At 30.4% G+C, this 18108-nt stretch carries 16 protein-coding genes; 4 read left to right on the top strand and 12 right to left on the bottom strand.

What is annotated here, in order from left to right; all coding sequences use genetic code 11:
* Nucleotides 1–2 precede the first annotated feature (2 nt).
* A complete protein-coding gene (locus RSA29_RS01400; RefSeq protein ID WP_346941698.1) occupies nt 3–1643 on the bottom strand; it encodes an ABC transporter permease in 1641 nt (546 codons plus the stop codon).
* On the bottom strand, nt 1636–2349 hold the full coding sequence (locus tag RSA29_RS01405) for an ABC transporter ATP-binding protein (RefSeq protein WP_346941697.1): 714 nt from the start codon (nt 2347–2349) through the stop codon (nt 1636–1638). Before RSA29_RS01405 ends, RSA29_RS01400 begins: the two co-directional genes overlap by 8 nt.
* A gap of 372 nt (nt 2350–2721) precedes the next feature.
* Between RSA29_RS01405 and RSA29_RS01410 the strand changes: the two genes are divergently transcribed.
* The gene (locus RSA29_RS01410) at nt 2722–2934 is read left to right on the top strand and encodes a DUF3955 domain-containing protein (RefSeq protein WP_346941696.1); all 213 of its coding nucleotides are present in this window, start codon (nt 2722–2724) and stop codon (nt 2932–2934) included.
* A gap of 234 nt (nt 2935–3168) precedes the next feature.
* On the opposite strand, the gene RSA29_RS01415 is transcribed toward RSA29_RS01410, so the two are convergent.
* The 9 genes from RSA29_RS01415 to RSA29_RS01455 all read right to left on the bottom strand — a co-directional run bounded on the left by RSA29_RS01415 (nt 3169) and on the right by RSA29_RS01455 (nt 12935).
* Nucleotides 3169–3942 (bottom strand): GNAT family N-acetyltransferase, encoded by a 774-nt coding sequence (locus RSA29_RS01415; protein ID WP_346941695.1) that lies wholly within the window; start codon nt 3940–3942, stop codon nt 3169–3171.
* Nucleotides 3943–4299: 357 nt separating this feature from the next.
* Complete coding sequence (locus RSA29_RS01420) at nt 4300–4818, bottom strand: L,D-transpeptidase (RefSeq protein WP_346941694.1); 519 nt, start codon at nt 4816–4818, stop codon at nt 4300–4302.
* 146 nt (nt 4819–4964) lie between these two features.
* Nucleotides 4965–6164, bottom strand: coding sequence for a DHHA1 domain-containing protein (locus RSA29_RS01425; protein WP_346941693.1), 1200 nt, complete (start codon nt 6162–6164; stop codon nt 4965–4967).
* Between the two features lie 214 nt (nt 6165–6378).
* On the bottom strand, nt 6379–8421 hold the full coding sequence (locus tag RSA29_RS01430; protein ID WP_346941692.1) for a translation factor GTPase family protein: 2043 nt from the start codon (nt 8419–8421) through the stop codon (nt 6379–6381).
* Nucleotides 8422–8678: 257 nt separating this feature from the next.
* Complete coding sequence (locus tag RSA29_RS01435) at nt 8679–9290, bottom strand: class I SAM-dependent methyltransferase (RefSeq protein WP_346941691.1); 612 nt, start codon at nt 9288–9290, stop codon at nt 8679–8681.
* A 17-nt stretch (nt 9291–9307) separates the two neighbouring features.
* Nucleotides 9308–10201 carry a radical SAM protein gene (locus RSA29_RS01440; protein WP_346941690.1) on the bottom strand — a complete coding sequence of 298 codons (894 nt, stop codon included), beginning with the start codon at nt 10199–10201 and terminating at the stop codon, nt 9308–9310.
* Nucleotides 10202–10328: 127 nt separating this feature from the next.
* Nucleotides 10329–11636 (bottom strand): FtsW/RodA/SpoVE family cell cycle protein, encoded by a 1308-nt coding sequence (locus RSA29_RS01445; RefSeq protein WP_346941689.1) that lies wholly within the window; start codon nt 11634–11636, stop codon nt 10329–10331.
* Complete coding sequence (locus RSA29_RS01450; RefSeq protein ID WP_346933589.1) at nt 11624–11968, bottom strand: helix-turn-helix transcriptional regulator; 345 nt, start codon at nt 11966–11968, stop codon at nt 11624–11626. The genes RSA29_RS01445 and RSA29_RS01450 overlap by 13 nt, the downstream gene beginning before the upstream one ends.
* Before the next feature lie 151 nt (nt 11969–12119).
* Nucleotides 12120–12935 carry a MerR family transcriptional regulator gene (locus tag RSA29_RS01455; RefSeq protein ID WP_346941688.1) on the bottom strand — a complete coding sequence of 272 codons (816 nt, stop codon included), beginning with the start codon at nt 12933–12935 and terminating at the stop codon, nt 12120–12122.
* A 285-nt stretch (nt 12936–13220) separates the two neighbouring features.
* On the opposite strand from RSA29_RS01455, the gene RSA29_RS01460 reads away from it, so the two are divergent.
* Both RSA29_RS01460 and RSA29_RS01465 read left to right on the top strand, forming a co-directional pair.
* Complete coding sequence (locus tag RSA29_RS01460; protein WP_346941687.1) at nt 13221–14474, top strand: OFA family MFS transporter; 1254 nt, start codon at nt 13221–13223, stop codon at nt 14472–14474.
* A 128-nt stretch (nt 14475–14602) separates the two neighbouring features.
* The gene (locus RSA29_RS01465; protein WP_346933592.1) at nt 14603–15247 is read left to right on the top strand and encodes a glycosyltransferase; all 645 of its coding nucleotides are present in this window, start codon (nt 14603–14605) and stop codon (nt 15245–15247) included.
* Nucleotides 15248–15444: 197 nt separating this feature from the next.
* Here the strand turns inward: RSA29_RS01465 and RSA29_RS01470 are convergent, their stop codons facing one another.
* Nucleotides 15445–17004, bottom strand: a complete 1560-nt coding sequence (locus RSA29_RS01470; protein WP_346941686.1) for an oligosaccharide flippase family protein — start codon at nt 17002–17004, stop codon at nt 15445–15447.
* Nucleotides 17005–17190: 186 nt separating this feature from the next.
* Here RSA29_RS01470 and RSA29_RS01475 point away from each other — a divergent pair, with 186 nt between their 5' ends.
* Nucleotides 17191–18030, top strand: a complete 840-nt coding sequence (locus RSA29_RS01475) for a patatin family protein (RefSeq protein ID WP_346941685.1) — start codon at nt 17191–17193, stop codon at nt 18028–18030.
* The last annotated feature ends 78 nt before the right edge of the window (nt 18031–18108 follow it).

Here is an 18108-nt window from a genome sequence, read left to right on the forward strand (position 1 = left end):
ATCTAACAACTTAATTTGTTAAATAATTTTTCACCCTTTGTTTTTAGTATTATTATTGATATTGCATCTAAAACCACAAGTAATGTTGTTATTCCACCAAGATATACATAAATATTAGTTATTTTAAGGTACTTAATAGAAAGATAGCATATTCCAATTACTATTGCTACTAAAATTATACCCATAAACATGCTCATCATAGAGCTTAAACTTTGCTTAACTACTTGAGTTTCATTTTTCCAATCTAACTTTGGAAAGTATAAGTTAATTATTATTCCTGATACTGATACAAATACTGCAAGTAGTGTTGTTATTGCAAATGTGAACATTGCATTAATCAGAGTTAAATCTAATCCTATCCAGAATAAAACTATACATAAAATTATGCAAGGTATTAAGATAACTAAATTTACCCCAATCTTTCCCTTGAAAATATCCATTGCACTAACTGGTGATGACTTTAAAATCCAAAGATTTTTCCCCTCTAAGGAAATAGATGAACCTGTTGTACAACTCATTCCTACACCCAATGCGATTATTATTAAAGGCATAAATTGAATTAAATCCATCATTGCAGGCATCATCATTGATACATCCACATCACTAGATTGAACTAATAATTTAATTAATCCCTCTCCACCAACAAATAATGATACACCTGCTGCTATAATAACTAAAATCACTCCCACTGAAGTATTCATAACATAAATTGGAGATGAAAGATATCTTTTCATTTCCTTTTTAAATAGAGAAATCACCTGTGATGAAGTTTTTAAGGATGTCATCTTATAATTTGATTTCTTATAAGTTTCGCCCATTCTTAAATTTATAGATTTAAAGCTTCTAGCAAAAATTGCTATAAATATAACAAATGGAACTGAAGACCATATAATTAACTTACCTAATGAAGCTATATTAAAATTTGCTAATGCATCAGCATAATAAAATGCTGGTGGATATATTTTGTTTATGCCATCCGCTATAGAACTACTATTAGCCATAACATAGTTCATAATATCATTCATTTTAAAGGATGCCGCCATAAATCCAACTAAAAATACCATACTTAATATAATTAATATTGCATTTTTATGTCTTGTCTTAGACGATATATAGCTAAGTCCAAATGCACAAACTGATGCTAAAACTATAGGTATAAGTGGTATAAATATAAGTGATATTACCATGAAAATAAAGAATACTGGACTTACACTTACATTTCTAAAATATACTATAGATGTTGGTATTATTATAAGTGCTGTAAATAAATAATTTAATAGTAACAATTCCAACATTTTACTTGTAAGAATTATACCTGGTTTTATTGGTAAACTCATTAAATTTTCAAAATCTGCTGAGCCAAATAAAACTCCTTGAGCCTTATAAACTGAAGTGAAGAAAGCAAACATTACACTCATAGCTGCCGAAGCGATTAAAATTAAATCTAACATTCCAAACTGCTTGAGCATTACCGCCATTGCTGATGCATAAAAAATAATCAACGCACCTATTGCTACAATTCCTATTAAAAAACTTGCTCCAACGAAGGTATTTTTAGCTCCATTGCCTCTTGCTTTTTTTATATTATTTATACCCAATGAATTTATGATATTTGTTTTTAATAAAATTCCTAATTTACTCATTATCAATCAACTCCATAAACATTTCTTCAAGACTTCCATCACCCTTAACCTGCTCTGTAGTTCCTGACGCCACAATTTTCCCACCCTTAATAATCGCAATTTTATCACATAACTTTTCAGCCACCTCTAAAACGTGAGTTGAGAAGAATATTGCTCCGCCTTCATCACATAACTCTCTCATAAAGCCCTTTAAAACATGTGCAGCCTTTGGATCTAAACCTACAAAAGGCTCATCTAGGACCAAAAGTTTAGGTTTATGAATCAAAGCAGATATTAAAGCTAATTTCTGCTTCATCCCATGAGAATAAGATGAAATAACATCTCCAAGAGATTTAGTCAACTCGAAGGCATCACTGTATTTTTTTACAAGTCTTTCTCTATCACTCTTAGAAACCTCAAAAATATCCCCAATAAAGTTTAGATATTGAATTCCTGTTAGTGAATTATATAAATCCGGATTATCTGGAATATATGCTATATCTCTCTTACACTTCATCGATTCCGTTTTTATATCATTGCCATTAATTAAAATAGTTCCATCTTCAAAATCTAAAATTCCTACTACTGCTTTAATCGTTGTAGTCTTTCCTGCCCCATTATGCCCAATGAAACCAAAAATCTCTCCTTGCTTCACCTCTATAGAAATGTTATCTACAACCTTTTTTCCTTTACTATAGGACTTTGAATAATTTTTTATTGTTAACATTAAACCCACATCCTTATTCTTTGTTATATCTGTTATATATAATATATAACAGAGATAACAAAAGTTCAATAAGATAATTAAAAGTTTTTACAAATATTTTAATTGAATACATATTTAAGCCCCCTATCGACTATAATATTTTACAACCTCAATTATCCATTATATAAATCATATCCATGACAGAAGGAACCTCCACCGTATTTTTCCATTTCTAACGAGGATTGTTTATACATATGCACACTGGAATTAATTCCCAAATTAAAGTTGCGGAGCATAATTATATATTGAAAAACGATAATAAATTATTGACTTTAGATATAAACACTGTTAAAGTATAATTAAATCAAAATTTAATCTATGGAGGTAATAATCATGAAAAAGAATATCTTTAACGCAATACCATTTGTAATTTCAATTGCTTGTATAATAGCCTATAATATCATAGGTACTGAGATTTTAACTGACGGAACACTGGTAGAGCCATTTTATTTAATACCACTCACATTTATATTCTTATTTATAGGCATACTAGGGTTAGGTATCAGAGGAATTTTTTATCTTAAAAATAAAAAGGTAAATATATAATAGAAACTTTACCATCATGACATGTGACATTTTGAAATATTAGCAAACTTAAATCACCAAAACCTTCCACTATTGCCCATCTAGTGAAAATCCTAAAATAACACTAAAACTTAAAGGACCTAACCCTTCAATTATGGGTTAGGTCCTGTTTGATTCTGTATTTACCGAGATTGTTCCTATAAATTTCTTCATAAAATTAAAATTTAACTAATTGCATAACTTTAATTCTTAGTTCTACTTTTTATAATTAATATAATATGTATCATAAGCTTCTTTAAATACATATCCTAGCTTTTTAGCTAAATCAACAGACTCAAGATTAGCTGCATCCCACGAAGGATATTTTCCGTGCTCTAGACAATCTAAAATAAGCGCTGATGCTGCTACTGTAGCTAGTCCCCTTCGTCTATGGTCTGGGTGTGTATCAACCTCGATTTCAATTCCCTCATCATACACACTATATGAAGATGCTCCACATACAACTTGTCCTTCATGCATAATACAATACCCTATGCTTTTATTAACGTAGTCATCTACAGACCCATATTGAGAAATGAAATCTTCTGATAACTGTTGAAAAGATAAATGATTTGCTATATCCCTATCTATTTTTCTGAGTTCATATCCCTTTGGTAGCCTTGATAAGAATGATTTTATTTTATTAACATCTAAATATTTTGAATCCTTTTCAAATGAATATCTTTGGAATTTTACTACCTCACAGCTATAAAAAGTTTCTATACGTTGTTTCCACTCATCCCCATTAACAATAACTAAAGTATAGTCCGGCAAATTAACCAATAACTCCTCTACAGCCTTTGCTTTAGAATCTCCAGCATAGAACACAAAGATCCCAACTATAACTTGTGCAACGGTAGGGTTATCAAGATCGTCAACCCACACTTCTCCCATATGACCTTGAAATGCCGAAATAACCATTGTACAATCAATATCTTTAAACATAGAAAATAATTGCTTTTTTAAATTACTACTTGCTTTATAAATCACTTAATTACCTCTTTTCATAAATTACTAAATTATTGTCCTAAAAATACTACTCTCACCAACTATATCCTAATTGGTCCATTTTTACAATAATTATACACAAATTCATTAATAATCCTTCAGCTTGACTTTTAACATATATTCATCTCAATAGTAACTGTTAATTTACCCTTGTCATATCTAACCTACGAATATTCAGTAATAGTCTGTATTTTAAAAAGAGGACCTTCAGGCGTTGAAATCTATTTTTAAGGTATCTTAAAATAAATAACAAGTCGAACATACTGACTTATTTATTCTTTAAGATGCCTAAACTTCAAACTAACCCGAAAATCCTCTTATTTTATACATATCATTAAATTACTCTATATGAATAGAACTTCTCTCAGGAACATTATCATATATCCATTTTGCATTTTCTTTTGCCAACCTTACACAACCATCCGAAATACGCATTCCAAGTCTTCCATCCTTTACACTTCCATCTAAGTTGTACAATATAGAATGGAAGAGGTAATTCCCCTTAATTTGTGTATAATAATAACATTTATATCCATGCTCTACTCCAAAGTATAACCCCTTTATCCCAACTTTAAAATCACCTTTAATAGTTGGAGTAGACGGCTTCCCTATTGAGCATAGATATGATTTAACTAAGTTCCAAGTATTATTATCACCCTTGGTAAATACATTAGTCTTAAAATTTGCAAGATCCACATATATTAAGTATTTTGTATTACTCTTTAAACCCTTGTCATTTACTTTCTGCGTAATTTCACTCTCATAATCGCCTCTATAGGCTTTCTGAAGTTTTACCTTGATCATAGCATTATAAGATTTATCTTTAACTTTATCTAGAATACTTTTTAGATTTTTCATAGCCTTCTCCACTACAATACTATATTGACTATATTATGATATTCTACATCTATATGTTACTAAATATAGATTCTTCCTCATCCACTTCTGGTGAAATTCTATGAAATATCGCCTTGTACATTTTTAATGTTAATGTTTTTTAATCCCTACATTTTTTGTTTTATTTTATTAATAGCATAATCTAAAGTTGAATCAAGATTATTATTATTTTTTCCTGCTCCCTGAGCTTGATGGCTGCTTCCGCCACCCTTTCCATCAATCAAAGTAATTGCATCTTTTAAAAGCTCATTCATAGATATTCCTTTAAAATCCTTAGATGCTGCAAATATAAGATTAGCTCTATCCTCAGCCTTTACAGCCATTAATACTACTGTATTACTATTTTCTACAATTTTAGATGCAACTTTGCTTACATGTTTTACATCTTCCTTATCGTATATTTTTTTAACTACGGTAACATCACCAAGTTTTTCACCTAATTCTATCATTTCCTTTACTTGATATATAGCTACCTCTTCGGTTATTTTCTTGTTTTTATCTAATGCTTCTTTAAGCTTTTCATTTAGATTCTTTATTCCATTTATAGCCTCATCTTCGCTTGAATTTAGGTATCTACATACACTTGTTGTGAATCTATCTTTCTTAAATGAATCCTCAACAGCTCTTTTTCCCGCTACGTATTCTATTCTCGTTGCACCCTTATGCTTCTCCCATCTTCTTACCTTAATCATTCTAAGTTCTAAAGTTGAGCTAGGATGCACTCCACAACAAGCATTTATATCTAAGTCATCAATTTTAACAACTCTTATTTCTTCATTTGTATTAGGAAGAGCTCTTCTAAGTCCCATCTTTTTTAATTCTCGTTTATCTGGAGTTAAAAATTCAACCTTTAAATCATCACTAATAATAAGATTGGCTGCTTTTTCTGCTTCCCTTATCTTATCTTCCTCCAATATTCCCTCTATATCTACAGTACATATTTCTCTTCCCATATGAAATCCAACTGTATTGGCATTAAATAATTTATAAAAACATCCTGATAAAATATGCTGTCCTAGATGTTGATCCATCCCATCTCTTCTTCTTTCCCAATCTATAGAGCATTTTAGTCTATGAATCTTCATAGGCTTCTTTTCTAAAACATGATAAATTACACCCTCTTCTTCATAGACATCTATAACTTTCTCATTTTCTATCATACCTAAATCACAAAACTGTCCTCCTCCACCAGGGAAAAAAGCTGTTTTATCTAGTACCACATGGAATTTTCCATCCTTCTCTTCCACCTTATCGACCTCTGCCACAAAATCCTTTATATATTGATCATTGTAATAAATTTTTTCCATTATATTTCTCTCCTTTAGTTAACTCTAATCATCTTAAAATAAATAATAACTCAAAATATCCGAGGATACTGACTTATTTATATTTTGAAGATGTCTTATCTGAATTCTTATTTAATTATATCTTATATACTCTAATTAAGTTTATACATTTTATTCTCTAAAACCCATTAAGGATTTCATCCTTCATTTTTAATTGGAACTTATATCTTATCTTTTATTTTAAACAATGCATATAGCTTTTAACTTCATCCCAAGGAACTGAATATCCTACACCCTTTGCACAAAATATTGAAGATGAGGTATACTCCGGATCTGCATTCTTATTATATCCCTTAGTTTCTATTATTTCTTCTGTATTATGACAGATATCATATCCATGAAAAATAAGATTTAAACTTCCTTTTCCATGGGTAAATGCTTGAAATTCTAAAGAATAATTCATAAAAGTTGCAACAGGACCTCGCCCTGTAATTACAACTCTGTTACCATAACTTCTAGGCTCTTCAAATTCTCCACTCATTTTCTGTATGTCACTAATAACTCTTCCCATTAAGTTCATATCTACATCTATTTTGAATTTATAATATGGTTCTAGAAGCATGTTTTCTATAGTTTCTAACCCCTGCCTTAACGCACGCTTTGTCGCTTCTCTAAAATCCCCACCCTCAGTATGTTTATTATGGGCTCTTCCCGTAAGTAGAGTTACTTTTATATCTGTAACTGTTGAACCTGTAAGTATTCCTCTATGCTCTCTTTCAAAAATATGAGTTCTAATTAAATTCTGATTACCAGTAGTTAAAAAATCACTGTGGCATTTATTTTCATAGGTAATTCCTGAACCTCTTGGACCCTCTTCTAACTTTAGCTGAACTTCTGCATAATGACGAAGTGGCTCGAAGTGACCAAACCCCTCAGTTTCCCCTTTAATTGTTTCTTTATATAATATCTCTGGAGTCCCAAATTCAACTTTTAAACTAAATCTATCAATAAGAATTTCCTTTAGAACTTCTAATTGGATTTTACCCATTATACTTATATGAATTTCTTGAAATTCTTCACTCCAAACTACATTTAAGCTATTCTCTTCACTTTCTAATATCCTAAAGTACTTAAGTACGTCCCTTGAATTTAGCTTTTCATCCACTTCCACCTTAGCTCTTAATGTTGGTACCATATCATATGTTAATTTTTCTTCTATTCCAACCGCCATACCTGGGCATAGCGAAGTAATTCCAACTAATCCCAAAACTTCCCCTGGATAGATGATATCCCTAACCTCAAATTTGTTTCCACTATATCTTCTAATCTCATTTATCTTTTCTCTTTTTTCTTCACCATCTATGTTATAAATCACTTCATCTTTAACTTTTAATTCTCCACTTAAAACCTTTAAGAAAGTAACCCTATTTCCCTTTTCATCATACCGAACTTTAAATACTCTCCCCTTAAGTCTTTTGTTACTACTATTATTTCCACAATTTATACTACTATCTTTATACTTTATATAATCATCATTTTCCTTACTTACAAAAGTATTATTTTCAAAAACTTTTTCTATATAATCAGTATAACTAAGATTATGGAATATTTCTAAAAATTCTTCAACCCCCTGATCTAATAATGCTGATCCCTTAGTTCCTATAAAAATCTTATTTTCTTTAACAAGCTGTTTAAGTTTTTCTATCCACAACTTAGAATCGTATCCATTCTCCAAATAAAATTCAAATAATTCTTCATCTCTTTCTGCAATAAACTCAATAGTTTCCTCATTTAAATTATTCAAGTCTCTATCTGATATTAAACAAATATCATCAGTTAAAGTATTCTTAACTTCTTCTATTACTCTATCTAAATCAGCACCCTCTCTATCCATTTTATTTATAAATATAAAGGTAGGAATATTATGCTTTCTAAGTAGCTGCCAAACCGTTTCTGTATGTCCTTGCACTCCTTCTACTGCACTTATTAAAACTATAGCATAATCTAATATACTAATAGTTCTTTCCATCTCAGGAGAAAAATCTATATGACCAGGGGTATCGATTAGATAATACTCGCAATCCTTATAGTTAAAAACTCCAATATCCGAAAAAACAGTTATTCCTCTTTCCTTTTCTATCTTATGACTATCTAAGAAAGCTTCCTTATGATCAACTCTCCCTCTAGTTCTAATACTCTTTGTATGATAAAGTAATTGCTCTGAAAATGTAGTCTTACCAGCATCTACATGAGCAAAAATCCCAATGGTCTTCTTCATGATAAAACTCCCCTTTTATTCTTTAGGTCTCTTCAAAAATAAATAAGTCATTATCCTCGACTACTTTTACTTATTATTTGTTTTCAGACTCCATAATACTATTAGGTTTATTTTACCACAAAAAAGATCCTGCATAGTAAGACTCTTTTACCTATAATCAAAATTCTATGAACCCCTTTAATTATAATAAGCCTCAAATTTGTTAAGTTTAATCTGTGGAATAACTTAACAATTTCGAGGCTTATTACTTCTTCTTATTACTTCTTAATCCCACACATACTAAATAGCTCATATGGATGCAATTTATCTCCAACCATTTTATTACTTGAATAAAATACATTAGAAGATATTTCTTTTAACCCTACTGATTCTAATATTTCTTCCATTTCCTTAATTTCAAAACCATTATGACCATCATAATCCTGTATTTCCTCATGGAAGGTTCCATCATCTTTACGTAACTCAATAATTATAATTTTTCCACTTGGATTTAACATTGTATATAACTTTTTTAATATTGCTGGCAATTGTATAATATGATGCAATGCCATAGATGTATAAATCACATCAAACTTTTCATCTTCATTAAAAGTCAGTACATCCCCACACCAAGTATTCACATTTGTTATTTTGCTTTCTTTTACCTTTATTCTCAACTCTTCTATCATACCTTCCGATAAATCCATTAGCATAATTTCCGAGAACTTATGAGTTAAATTAAATGATATTAAGCCTGTTCCACACCCAAAATCTAATGCAGTTAAACCCTCTCCACTTATAATATAATTTTCTATTTCCTTACTTATTTTTTTAGCCCTTTGTACCCTATAATCAGTATCCCACTGTTTTGCCTCTTCATCAAAATACATATTCCCATCCCCTTTATTTAGAAAAAACTAATTTGCCCTTCCTCATAGCTACTTCTATAATCTTTAATTATATCCTTCATTTTATATAATATTTCATGCTTTTTACATTCTTCTTTAAATACTTCCCACAATTTCTTCGAATTTTCAGATTCATATTCATATCTATCTCCATAAGTGTTAATATACTGATTAACGAAGTTTTCCTTTGGAAACAAGCTTCTCACTTTATCATAGTAATGAGCTCTTTGATTTCCCCTTAGTGTAAGTCCCATTCCATAGGCAAAAATAAATTTTGCACCAACCCTATGAGCCTCATTAATTATATTTTTAATATTATCCTCATTATCATTGATAAAAGGAAGTATAGGCATAAGTAGTATTCCTGCATATATTCCATTATCCCTCAGCTGTTCTATTGCCTTAAACCTTTCAGTAGAAGTCGCCACATTTGGTTCTATTTTCTTACATAATTCATCATCAAATGTTGTTATAGTTATCTTAATTAATACTGGGGAATGAGAACTTATTTTCTTTAATATATCAATGTCTCTTGTAATAAGAGGACTTTTCGTAGCTATAGAAATTCCAAATTTATATCTATTAACTTCTTCTAACGCTCCTCTAGTTAGATTAAGTTGCTCTTCAAATGGGTTATATGGGTCACTCATCGAACCTGTACCTATAACACCTTTTCTTCGCTTTCCCTTTAATTCTTTACCTATTGATTCTATAGCATTTTCTTTTGCCCTAACTCTATCAAAATCTTCTATCTGATAACACTCACTTCTTGAATCACAATAAATACATCCATGGCAACAACCTTTATAAATATTCATATTGTAATTAATATCAAACCATGAATTATTATCTGTATATTGTGATATTAACTTTTTTGCTTTTATATACTGCATCCTACATCCTCTTTACTTCCAAATATCTATTAAGCTTAAATAAGTTTTATTTATCACCATATATATCCTTAACAAAACATATAACTTACCTTGCACCAAGCCATAGCACCAACAAATGCACCACCAACTAGGATAACTCTAAATAAGATGTATTCCTATATTTATATACATTAGAAACTATACTAATAGCTAATATATTAATAACTAATTGGCTTCCTCCGTAGCTAATAAATGGCATGTTCACTGCAAATGTCGGTAAAAGTGTCATGTTAACTAAAATATTGAACAAAAATTGAACTACAAACAATGAACCAATTCCACTAACTAATAACTTCCCATAACTCTCCTTAGTCTTTCTCCCAATAAACACTATTCTAATTACAAATGCAAGAACTAAAGCAATTAATATTATTCCTGCAATCCACCCAAAGGAATATACGATATAACTCAGTATAAAATCTGTATGAATTTCAGGTAACATATTAGAAGTAAAGTTTGTACCTCTACCAATAAATACTGCTGAATTTCTTACTGCTTCTAATTGATTATAAATCCATCCTGCTCCATTTGGCTCCAGTGAAGGATTTGCAAAAGCAAAAATTCTCCAACGTCTATAAGGCTCACTAAAAATATAAGATAAAAATATAGTTCCCATTAGTCCAAATGAAGTGATAATATGTGTTAACTTTACACCAGATAAAATTATTAGTGTAGTTACTCCAACTAAATAAATGATTAAATTTACCGAAGAGTTACCTAAAATTAAAAATATACATGGTGTAAAAGCTAATACAAATCCTACCAATGTATTTTTAATACTTCTCCAATCCCACTTGTCAAATATTCCCGCGAGCGAAATTATCAAAAAAAATGGAGCTATATTAAATGTATTAAATGCAATATTACCAACTCGCATCCACCCGATTAATCCATTCACTGCATCTGAACTAAAGAGTGTATATGCCAATAGAATTATTGTAGAGCCATAAAGATATTTCGAATATTTTTTCAATTCTCTGTAATCAATTTTCATAAGTCCAATTGCTAATATTCCCCCACCTACAGCATATACTATTGTTTTTGCTAAAAAATTTGTGTAATTTCCTTGAGATGTAACATTATTAGATTGAATAACCCCTAAAGTAAATATACCAACTAATATAAATAAACTAGCTATTCCAATTAAAACCCAATCCGAAGTAGCTTTATGAACCTTATTTAAATTACTTCCTACAATACTTGGAGATCCCATTCTAGAAATTGCTCTTTCAATTGCCTGATCTTCTGTTAATCCATAATGTATATATTCCTCAGCAATTTCATCTATATGACTTATAAGTTCAGTCTTTACACTTTCATGGACCTTCTTATTCTTAATTAGGCTACATACCTGGTTTACATATTCATAAATATTACTATTTTCTATTGTAGGCATAAGTCTCCCTCCCCTAATACCTCATTCACAGTTGAACTAAATAACTTCCACTCTTTTTCTTTTTCTTTTAATATTCCTTTTCCATCTTCCGTTATCTTATAATATTTTCGCTTACGCTTTCCTTCCCCTTGCTCCCAATAAGCTTCTATAAAATATTCATTTTCTAACCCATGAAGTATTGGATATAATGTACCCTCCTTAAAAGAAAAAATTCCTTTTGATCTATCTTCAATCTCTTTAATCATCTCATACCCGTACATATCTTTACGATTTAGCAGACTTAATATAAGTATTGTCGTACTACCCTTTAAAAGTTCTTTATTAATTTTCATAAATATTCTCCTCTACTTAGATTTACTATGCATTGTATATCTATGTATAATTGTAACACGCCCTGAAAAATTTGTAAACAAATTTATCCATTTCACTATTGTATTATTATCAATTAAATCCTATTTCCTTTTCCACATAAAATAAGTTTCCTTATACCCTTCTAATAGGTATTTGTATTTCTGAAATATACTCATGCTCTGAATCTGAAAAATCGTAATCTACAATATTCTTTTCTATGGAATCTCCAACTATTTCATACCCATTGTTATTAATCCATTTTATAAGTAATTTGTAATGTTTACCCATATCTCTATATGGCCCTAAAAAAGCTATACACGCATAATCATTTCCTGGAATCACCTTTACCCTTTCGCATGGTTGAGATTCAAGTGTTAAAACTTCAATAAAATATCTGAACTTGTTTAGAATTCCACTATTCATATTTTCCTTTGACAATGAGGTATATATTTGCCCCTCTATAAGCCATGAACTATTTTTTAGGTATCTTTCATTTTGCTTAAATGCCTCTATAATTTCAAAATCATTCTCAACATAATTCATATCTAGGAAAACACCTATTCGTTCAGGAATTTTTTTTATTTTTATCTGATCCAACTCTCCATTTATGCTTTCTAATAGACCAACTTTTGCATTAATTTTCTTCTTCAGATTTATTAGCCCAATGATTTTAGCATCAATCTCACTTTCCTTATTTTTAAGTAAATCCAACAAATTATTTCTATTTTTATTATTCATATATGTCTTTATTTCCTCTAGAGAAATATCAAGATTCTTAAGAAAAAGTATTCTGCTTAATTTGAAAAAACTTCTAAGGCTGTAATATCTATATTTACTTCCACTGTTGCACTCGGATTTTAACAGGTCAATTCTATCATAGTGCCTAAGTGTATCTGTGCTTACATGAAAAAGTTTTGCCAGTTCCCCTATCAAAAATTTATTTTTCATAACTACGTTCTCACATTCCTTCCATTAATCCCTATAAGTTACTTAATTCTCAGCATATCTATTCGCAATTATGATATCAATTGCTAATACTAATATTACCATACTCCCCATATCGTAAATACTTAAAATTGTAATTAATTCAATTTTAAGTATTGACCTTTGAGTAACTCAAACCTTTATAATCATAACGTGTACTATCTGTAATCTAAAATAGGTATAATTAATAGCTAGTGATTCGGATAAATACTCTGAGGTATAATTTTTATAATAATAGGGAGGTCTATCATGGAAAAAAGTGTAACAATAAAGGATGGTTGGAAGGTTCTTCTAGCTGGTTTGTGCATCAATCTTACAATTGGGGTGGTTTATTCCTGGAGTGTAATTAAAAAAGTACTTATCAGTCAGTGGGGGTGGTCAAATAGTGAAGCATCCCTTCCATACACCGTAGCAATAGTTGTTTGGGCTCTTTGTAATTACTTCGCAGGAATTCTTCAGGACAAAATCGGTCCTCGCAAGGTTGTAACCATGGGTGCAATCTTTACAGGTCTCGGACTTGTGTTATCAAGCTTTGTTCAAAGCGTGCCAATGCTAACTCTAACCTATGGAGTGTTAACTGGTGCAGGTATAGGCTTTGCTTATGCTTCCGTAACTCCCCCTGCCCTTAAATGGTTTCATTCTTCAAAAAAAGGTATGGTCGCTGGAATTGTTGTAAGTGGTATGGGTTTAGCATCACTTTATATAGCTCCTATCACAACTTCATTATTAAATAATTATGGTATATCCAAAACCTTCTTTGCCTTAGGTTCATTTATACTAGTAGTAAGTACCTTAGTGGCTCAAATGATTAATAATCCTCCTTTAGATTATATACCTCCTGTCCCTAAGAATATCTCAAAAACTGTAGCTTCAAAACCAGAGGTTAAAAACTATGTATGGAAAGAAATGATCAAAACTAAAGAGTTTCATCTACTATGGATTATGTTTGCTTTTGCCTCTTCAGCAGGTTTAATGATTATAGGCAACATTGCTACAATTGCGAAATCACAAGCAAATATGGAAAATGGCTTCTATCTAGTAGGGCTTCTTGCAATATTTAACGCTAGTGGTAGACTTGCTGCTGGATTTTTATCTGATAAAGTAGGCAGAGTAAGAATGATGATGATTGTGTTTGTATTACAAGGAGTAAATATGTTAATGTTTGCTGGATATTCTACACCTCTTGCTATTTCAATAGGGACAGCCCTTGCCGGAATAGGTTATGGTGCACTTCTAAGTCTTTTCCCTTCCGCAATATCAGATTTCTACGGAGTTAAAAACTTTGGTGGCAACTACGGTATATTATATACTGCTTGGGGTGTAGCTGGAACTATCGGACCAATAATTGCTGGCCTTGTTTTTGATAGTACTGGGGCTTACAACTTAGCTTATATAATATCTGCTGGTTTACTTGCAGTAGCATTTATACTTGCTTTCTTTACAAATCCAATAAACATAAGCGTAAATAAAAATATTAGTGCTACTACAAAGATTGCTAACTAATTAAATCCACTTTTTATCATCACAAAAGGGTTTGTTTCAAAAGTACATACATATATATTCACAGTATATATGTATGTACTTTTGCACAAACTAAAATAGAAATTGAATGATAAAAGGAGTGTATAACCATGAAAAAATTTATAAAAACCCTGTTAATCCCATTATTCTTATTAGTTCTAATTCCATTTAAAGCCCAAGCCTTAGATTTTTCAGCTTCTGAAGATATTCCTTATAACAAATCTACCTGCAATTTTAAAATGGCAGAAAGAAAACTCTGGATAGATCATGTTTCATGGACTAGAAATTTCATTATAAGTGATTTATCCTCACTTGAAGATAAAGAGGCTGTATTAGAGAGACTTCTTAAAAATCAAGATGACATTGGAAATTCAATCAAACCTTATTACGGAGAAGAAGCTGGAAATAAACTCGCTACTCTATTGAGGGAACATATAGAAATCGCTGGCCAAGTCGTTAATGATGCTAAAAGTGGAAATACCGATGCTTTAGAACAGTCTAATAAATTATGGTATGAAAATGCTGATAAAATAGCTGATTTTCTTAGTTCTGCTAACCCTAATTATTCAAATAAAATTCTAAAAGATATGCTACATAAACACTTAGATTTTGTTACTGCTCAAGTTGTAGCTAGGTTAAATAAAGATTGGAAGTCCGACATTGCCTCATATGACAAAGGTGAAGACCATATGATTATGTTTTCAGATATGCTTACTGATGGTATAATTAAACAATTTCCAAAGAAATTCAAATAATTAACAGCTTATTATTTCTTACAAATATTATATTTAACGTTTAGTAACAAGAAGGGGATTCAATAATTAAATTGAATCCCTTCTTGTTACTAAGTGACATTATGTGAAATCTTAAAAATCATACTCTACAATGTTCTTTTCTATTTGCTCTCCAAGGATTTGATATCTATTCTCATCAATCTCTTTTCTCTTTAATTTTATTTTGTCCTATTGCTTTTCAAATAATTTGACTCAATCCCATCGAATAATCCAACTATAGCAAAATATATACTTACTGTTGCTATTATTGCTAAAGTAGTTGTAATTCCAATGGTTAATCCATATCCATCTAACCTTACCCCTATTTGGAAAACTTTTAAAGTCCTCCTTAGTAATCCTATAATAAGAATCGATGTTACTCCTGCTAATGTAGGTTTTAAAACCCAATTAATTAAGTCAAACTTAATTTTAGTCACCCTCATCACTCTATTAAAACTTAATATAACACTAAATCCAGTGCTTATAAATGTTGTAATTATAACCCCATTTACACCTTTTATAGGTAGTAAAAAATATATTAATATAATCCTTAATACTGAGTCCATCACATTATATTTTAGTGAACTAACCTGTTCATTTAATCCTTTTAGTAAACTATTTGAAACCATTCCTATGTACATTATAGGAATTATATAGGAAAAAACTTTAAAGAGTCGTCCAATTTCTGAATTGTTGTATATAGCCACTCCTAATTGATTATTGAAGTTGTTAAATATAAAAAATCCTGCAATACCTATAAGCAAAGTAAATCTAATCGCTCTACAAACTAAGCTATTTACTCTCTCTTCATTGTTAGCAGCTTTAGCTCTAGATATTTCTGGGACCAATATTGTTCCCATAGCTATAAGCAATGCTGCTGGAAACATTATTATAGGCATTACCATTCCCATAACTCCACCTAAAACGCTCATAGACTCTTTAACCGACATCCCATACTTAGCGAGCTGTGTTGGTATTAAAATTGTCTCTACAGTTCTAAGCCCTGAACTTATATATGAACTCCCTGCAATTGGCACCGCTATGGAAACAAGTCTCCCTATTAAATTACTCGTATCACCACTGATTTTACTTCCCTTTATGTTATCCTTTAATTTATATACTATTAATACATATAAACACTCTATAATTTCACTTACTGTTGTACCTAAAACAATGGCTACACAGGCATACTTAATACCCATTGGCAAAAGTAATGTCAACACACTTACACTTATCCCTATCTTTACAAACTTACTTATTATCTGTGATGTTACAGGAATCACCACATCTCTAATAGCATAAAAATACCCCTTAATACAAGATGATATTGCTACAAAAGGAATACTAATAACAAGAACCCTTATAGCTAGCACGGTTCTTTCATCCTTTAAAATCACTACTCCTATATATTTTGAAAATATTATAGTAAGTGTACATATAAGCATACTTAATACAGATGTTATAATACAAGATTTTAGTAATACATATCTAACATTGTTATAAGATTTCTTCCCAATTTCTTCTGATACAATTCTAGTAACTGCCACACTTATCCCTGATATGGCCAAGGTAGTTGCTAACATAGTAACAGTTGTAATCAGCTTATATACACCCATACCTTCTGCTCCAATATTATTTGATATATAAACTTTAAATGTAATATCTACACTTCTCATTATTAAGGCTGTTATAGTTAATATAATTGCATTTACATAAAGATTTTTTCTTCTTTTTTTCATATAGTACCCCCAGTATATGGCATATACTACTATATGTTAATCTAGAGTCAATAATCACCCTAAGTTTAACTTTTAAAATTAAACTTACATTTAGAGACCTTTTTAATCTATATATCATTCCATCTATAACCCTCGCATGTTATAATATGTATTAAATTTATAATTAAATACAAAGGAGTTGTTCCCATGAGTAGTCTAATTCTTGAAGGTGGCACCTTTAGACCTATCTTTAGTGCTGGCGTAATGGATGCCCTTTTAGATAACAATATTATTTTTCCATATTGTATTGGTGTTTCAGCGGGAATCACTAATGGATTTTCATATATATCTAAACAACCAAAGAGAAATTATGATATTCTTATAAATCATAGAAATGATAAAAGATATATTGGCTTTAGAAACTTCTTTAAATGTAAGAGCCTATTTGGTTTAGATTTTGCCTTTGATGAAATTCCTAATAAGCTCTATCCCTTCGATAATGAAACATTTCAATCTTATGAAGGTAAAATATTAGTTGGGGTAACCAATGCCAAAACAGGTAAAACTGAGTATCTAAATGGTAAAGAGGTAGATAACAGTTGTAATATGCTAAGAGCTAGTTGTGCTATACCACTATTTTTCCCACCTGCAATTATCAATAACAATGAATATTTTGATGGTGGAATCTGTGATCCTATTCCAATACTTAAAGCTATTGAAGATGGAAATAAAAAGCATTTAATTGTATTAACAAGACCTAAAGGTTATATTAAAGAATTAGGAAATGGCAACATATTTGCTGCTAAAATTCTTAAAAGTAAATACCCGAACTTAATATCCCCACTCCTCACTCGACATACCCTTTATAATGAAAGAGTGAAATATTGTGAACAGCTTGAAAGAGAAGGCAAAGCTATAATTTTAAGACCAACAGCTGAAGATGGTATAGATAGCTTTGAAAAAGATATTAATAATATTAAACATGCATATAATCATGGGTATAATACAGCTATTGCTAGGCTCGACGAAATAAAACAGTTGTTATAATGTAATCAATTCTACTTCCTTACCTATAAAATAAGGCTGTGTTTCAAGTTGCCTCTAAATCCATATCCATAATCTACT

Origin of the sequence: Clostridium sp., assembly GCF_036660475.1 — a bacterium.
In the GTDB taxonomy this organism is placed as follows: Bacteria; Bacillota; Clostridia; order Clostridiales; family Clostridiaceae; genus Clostridium_J.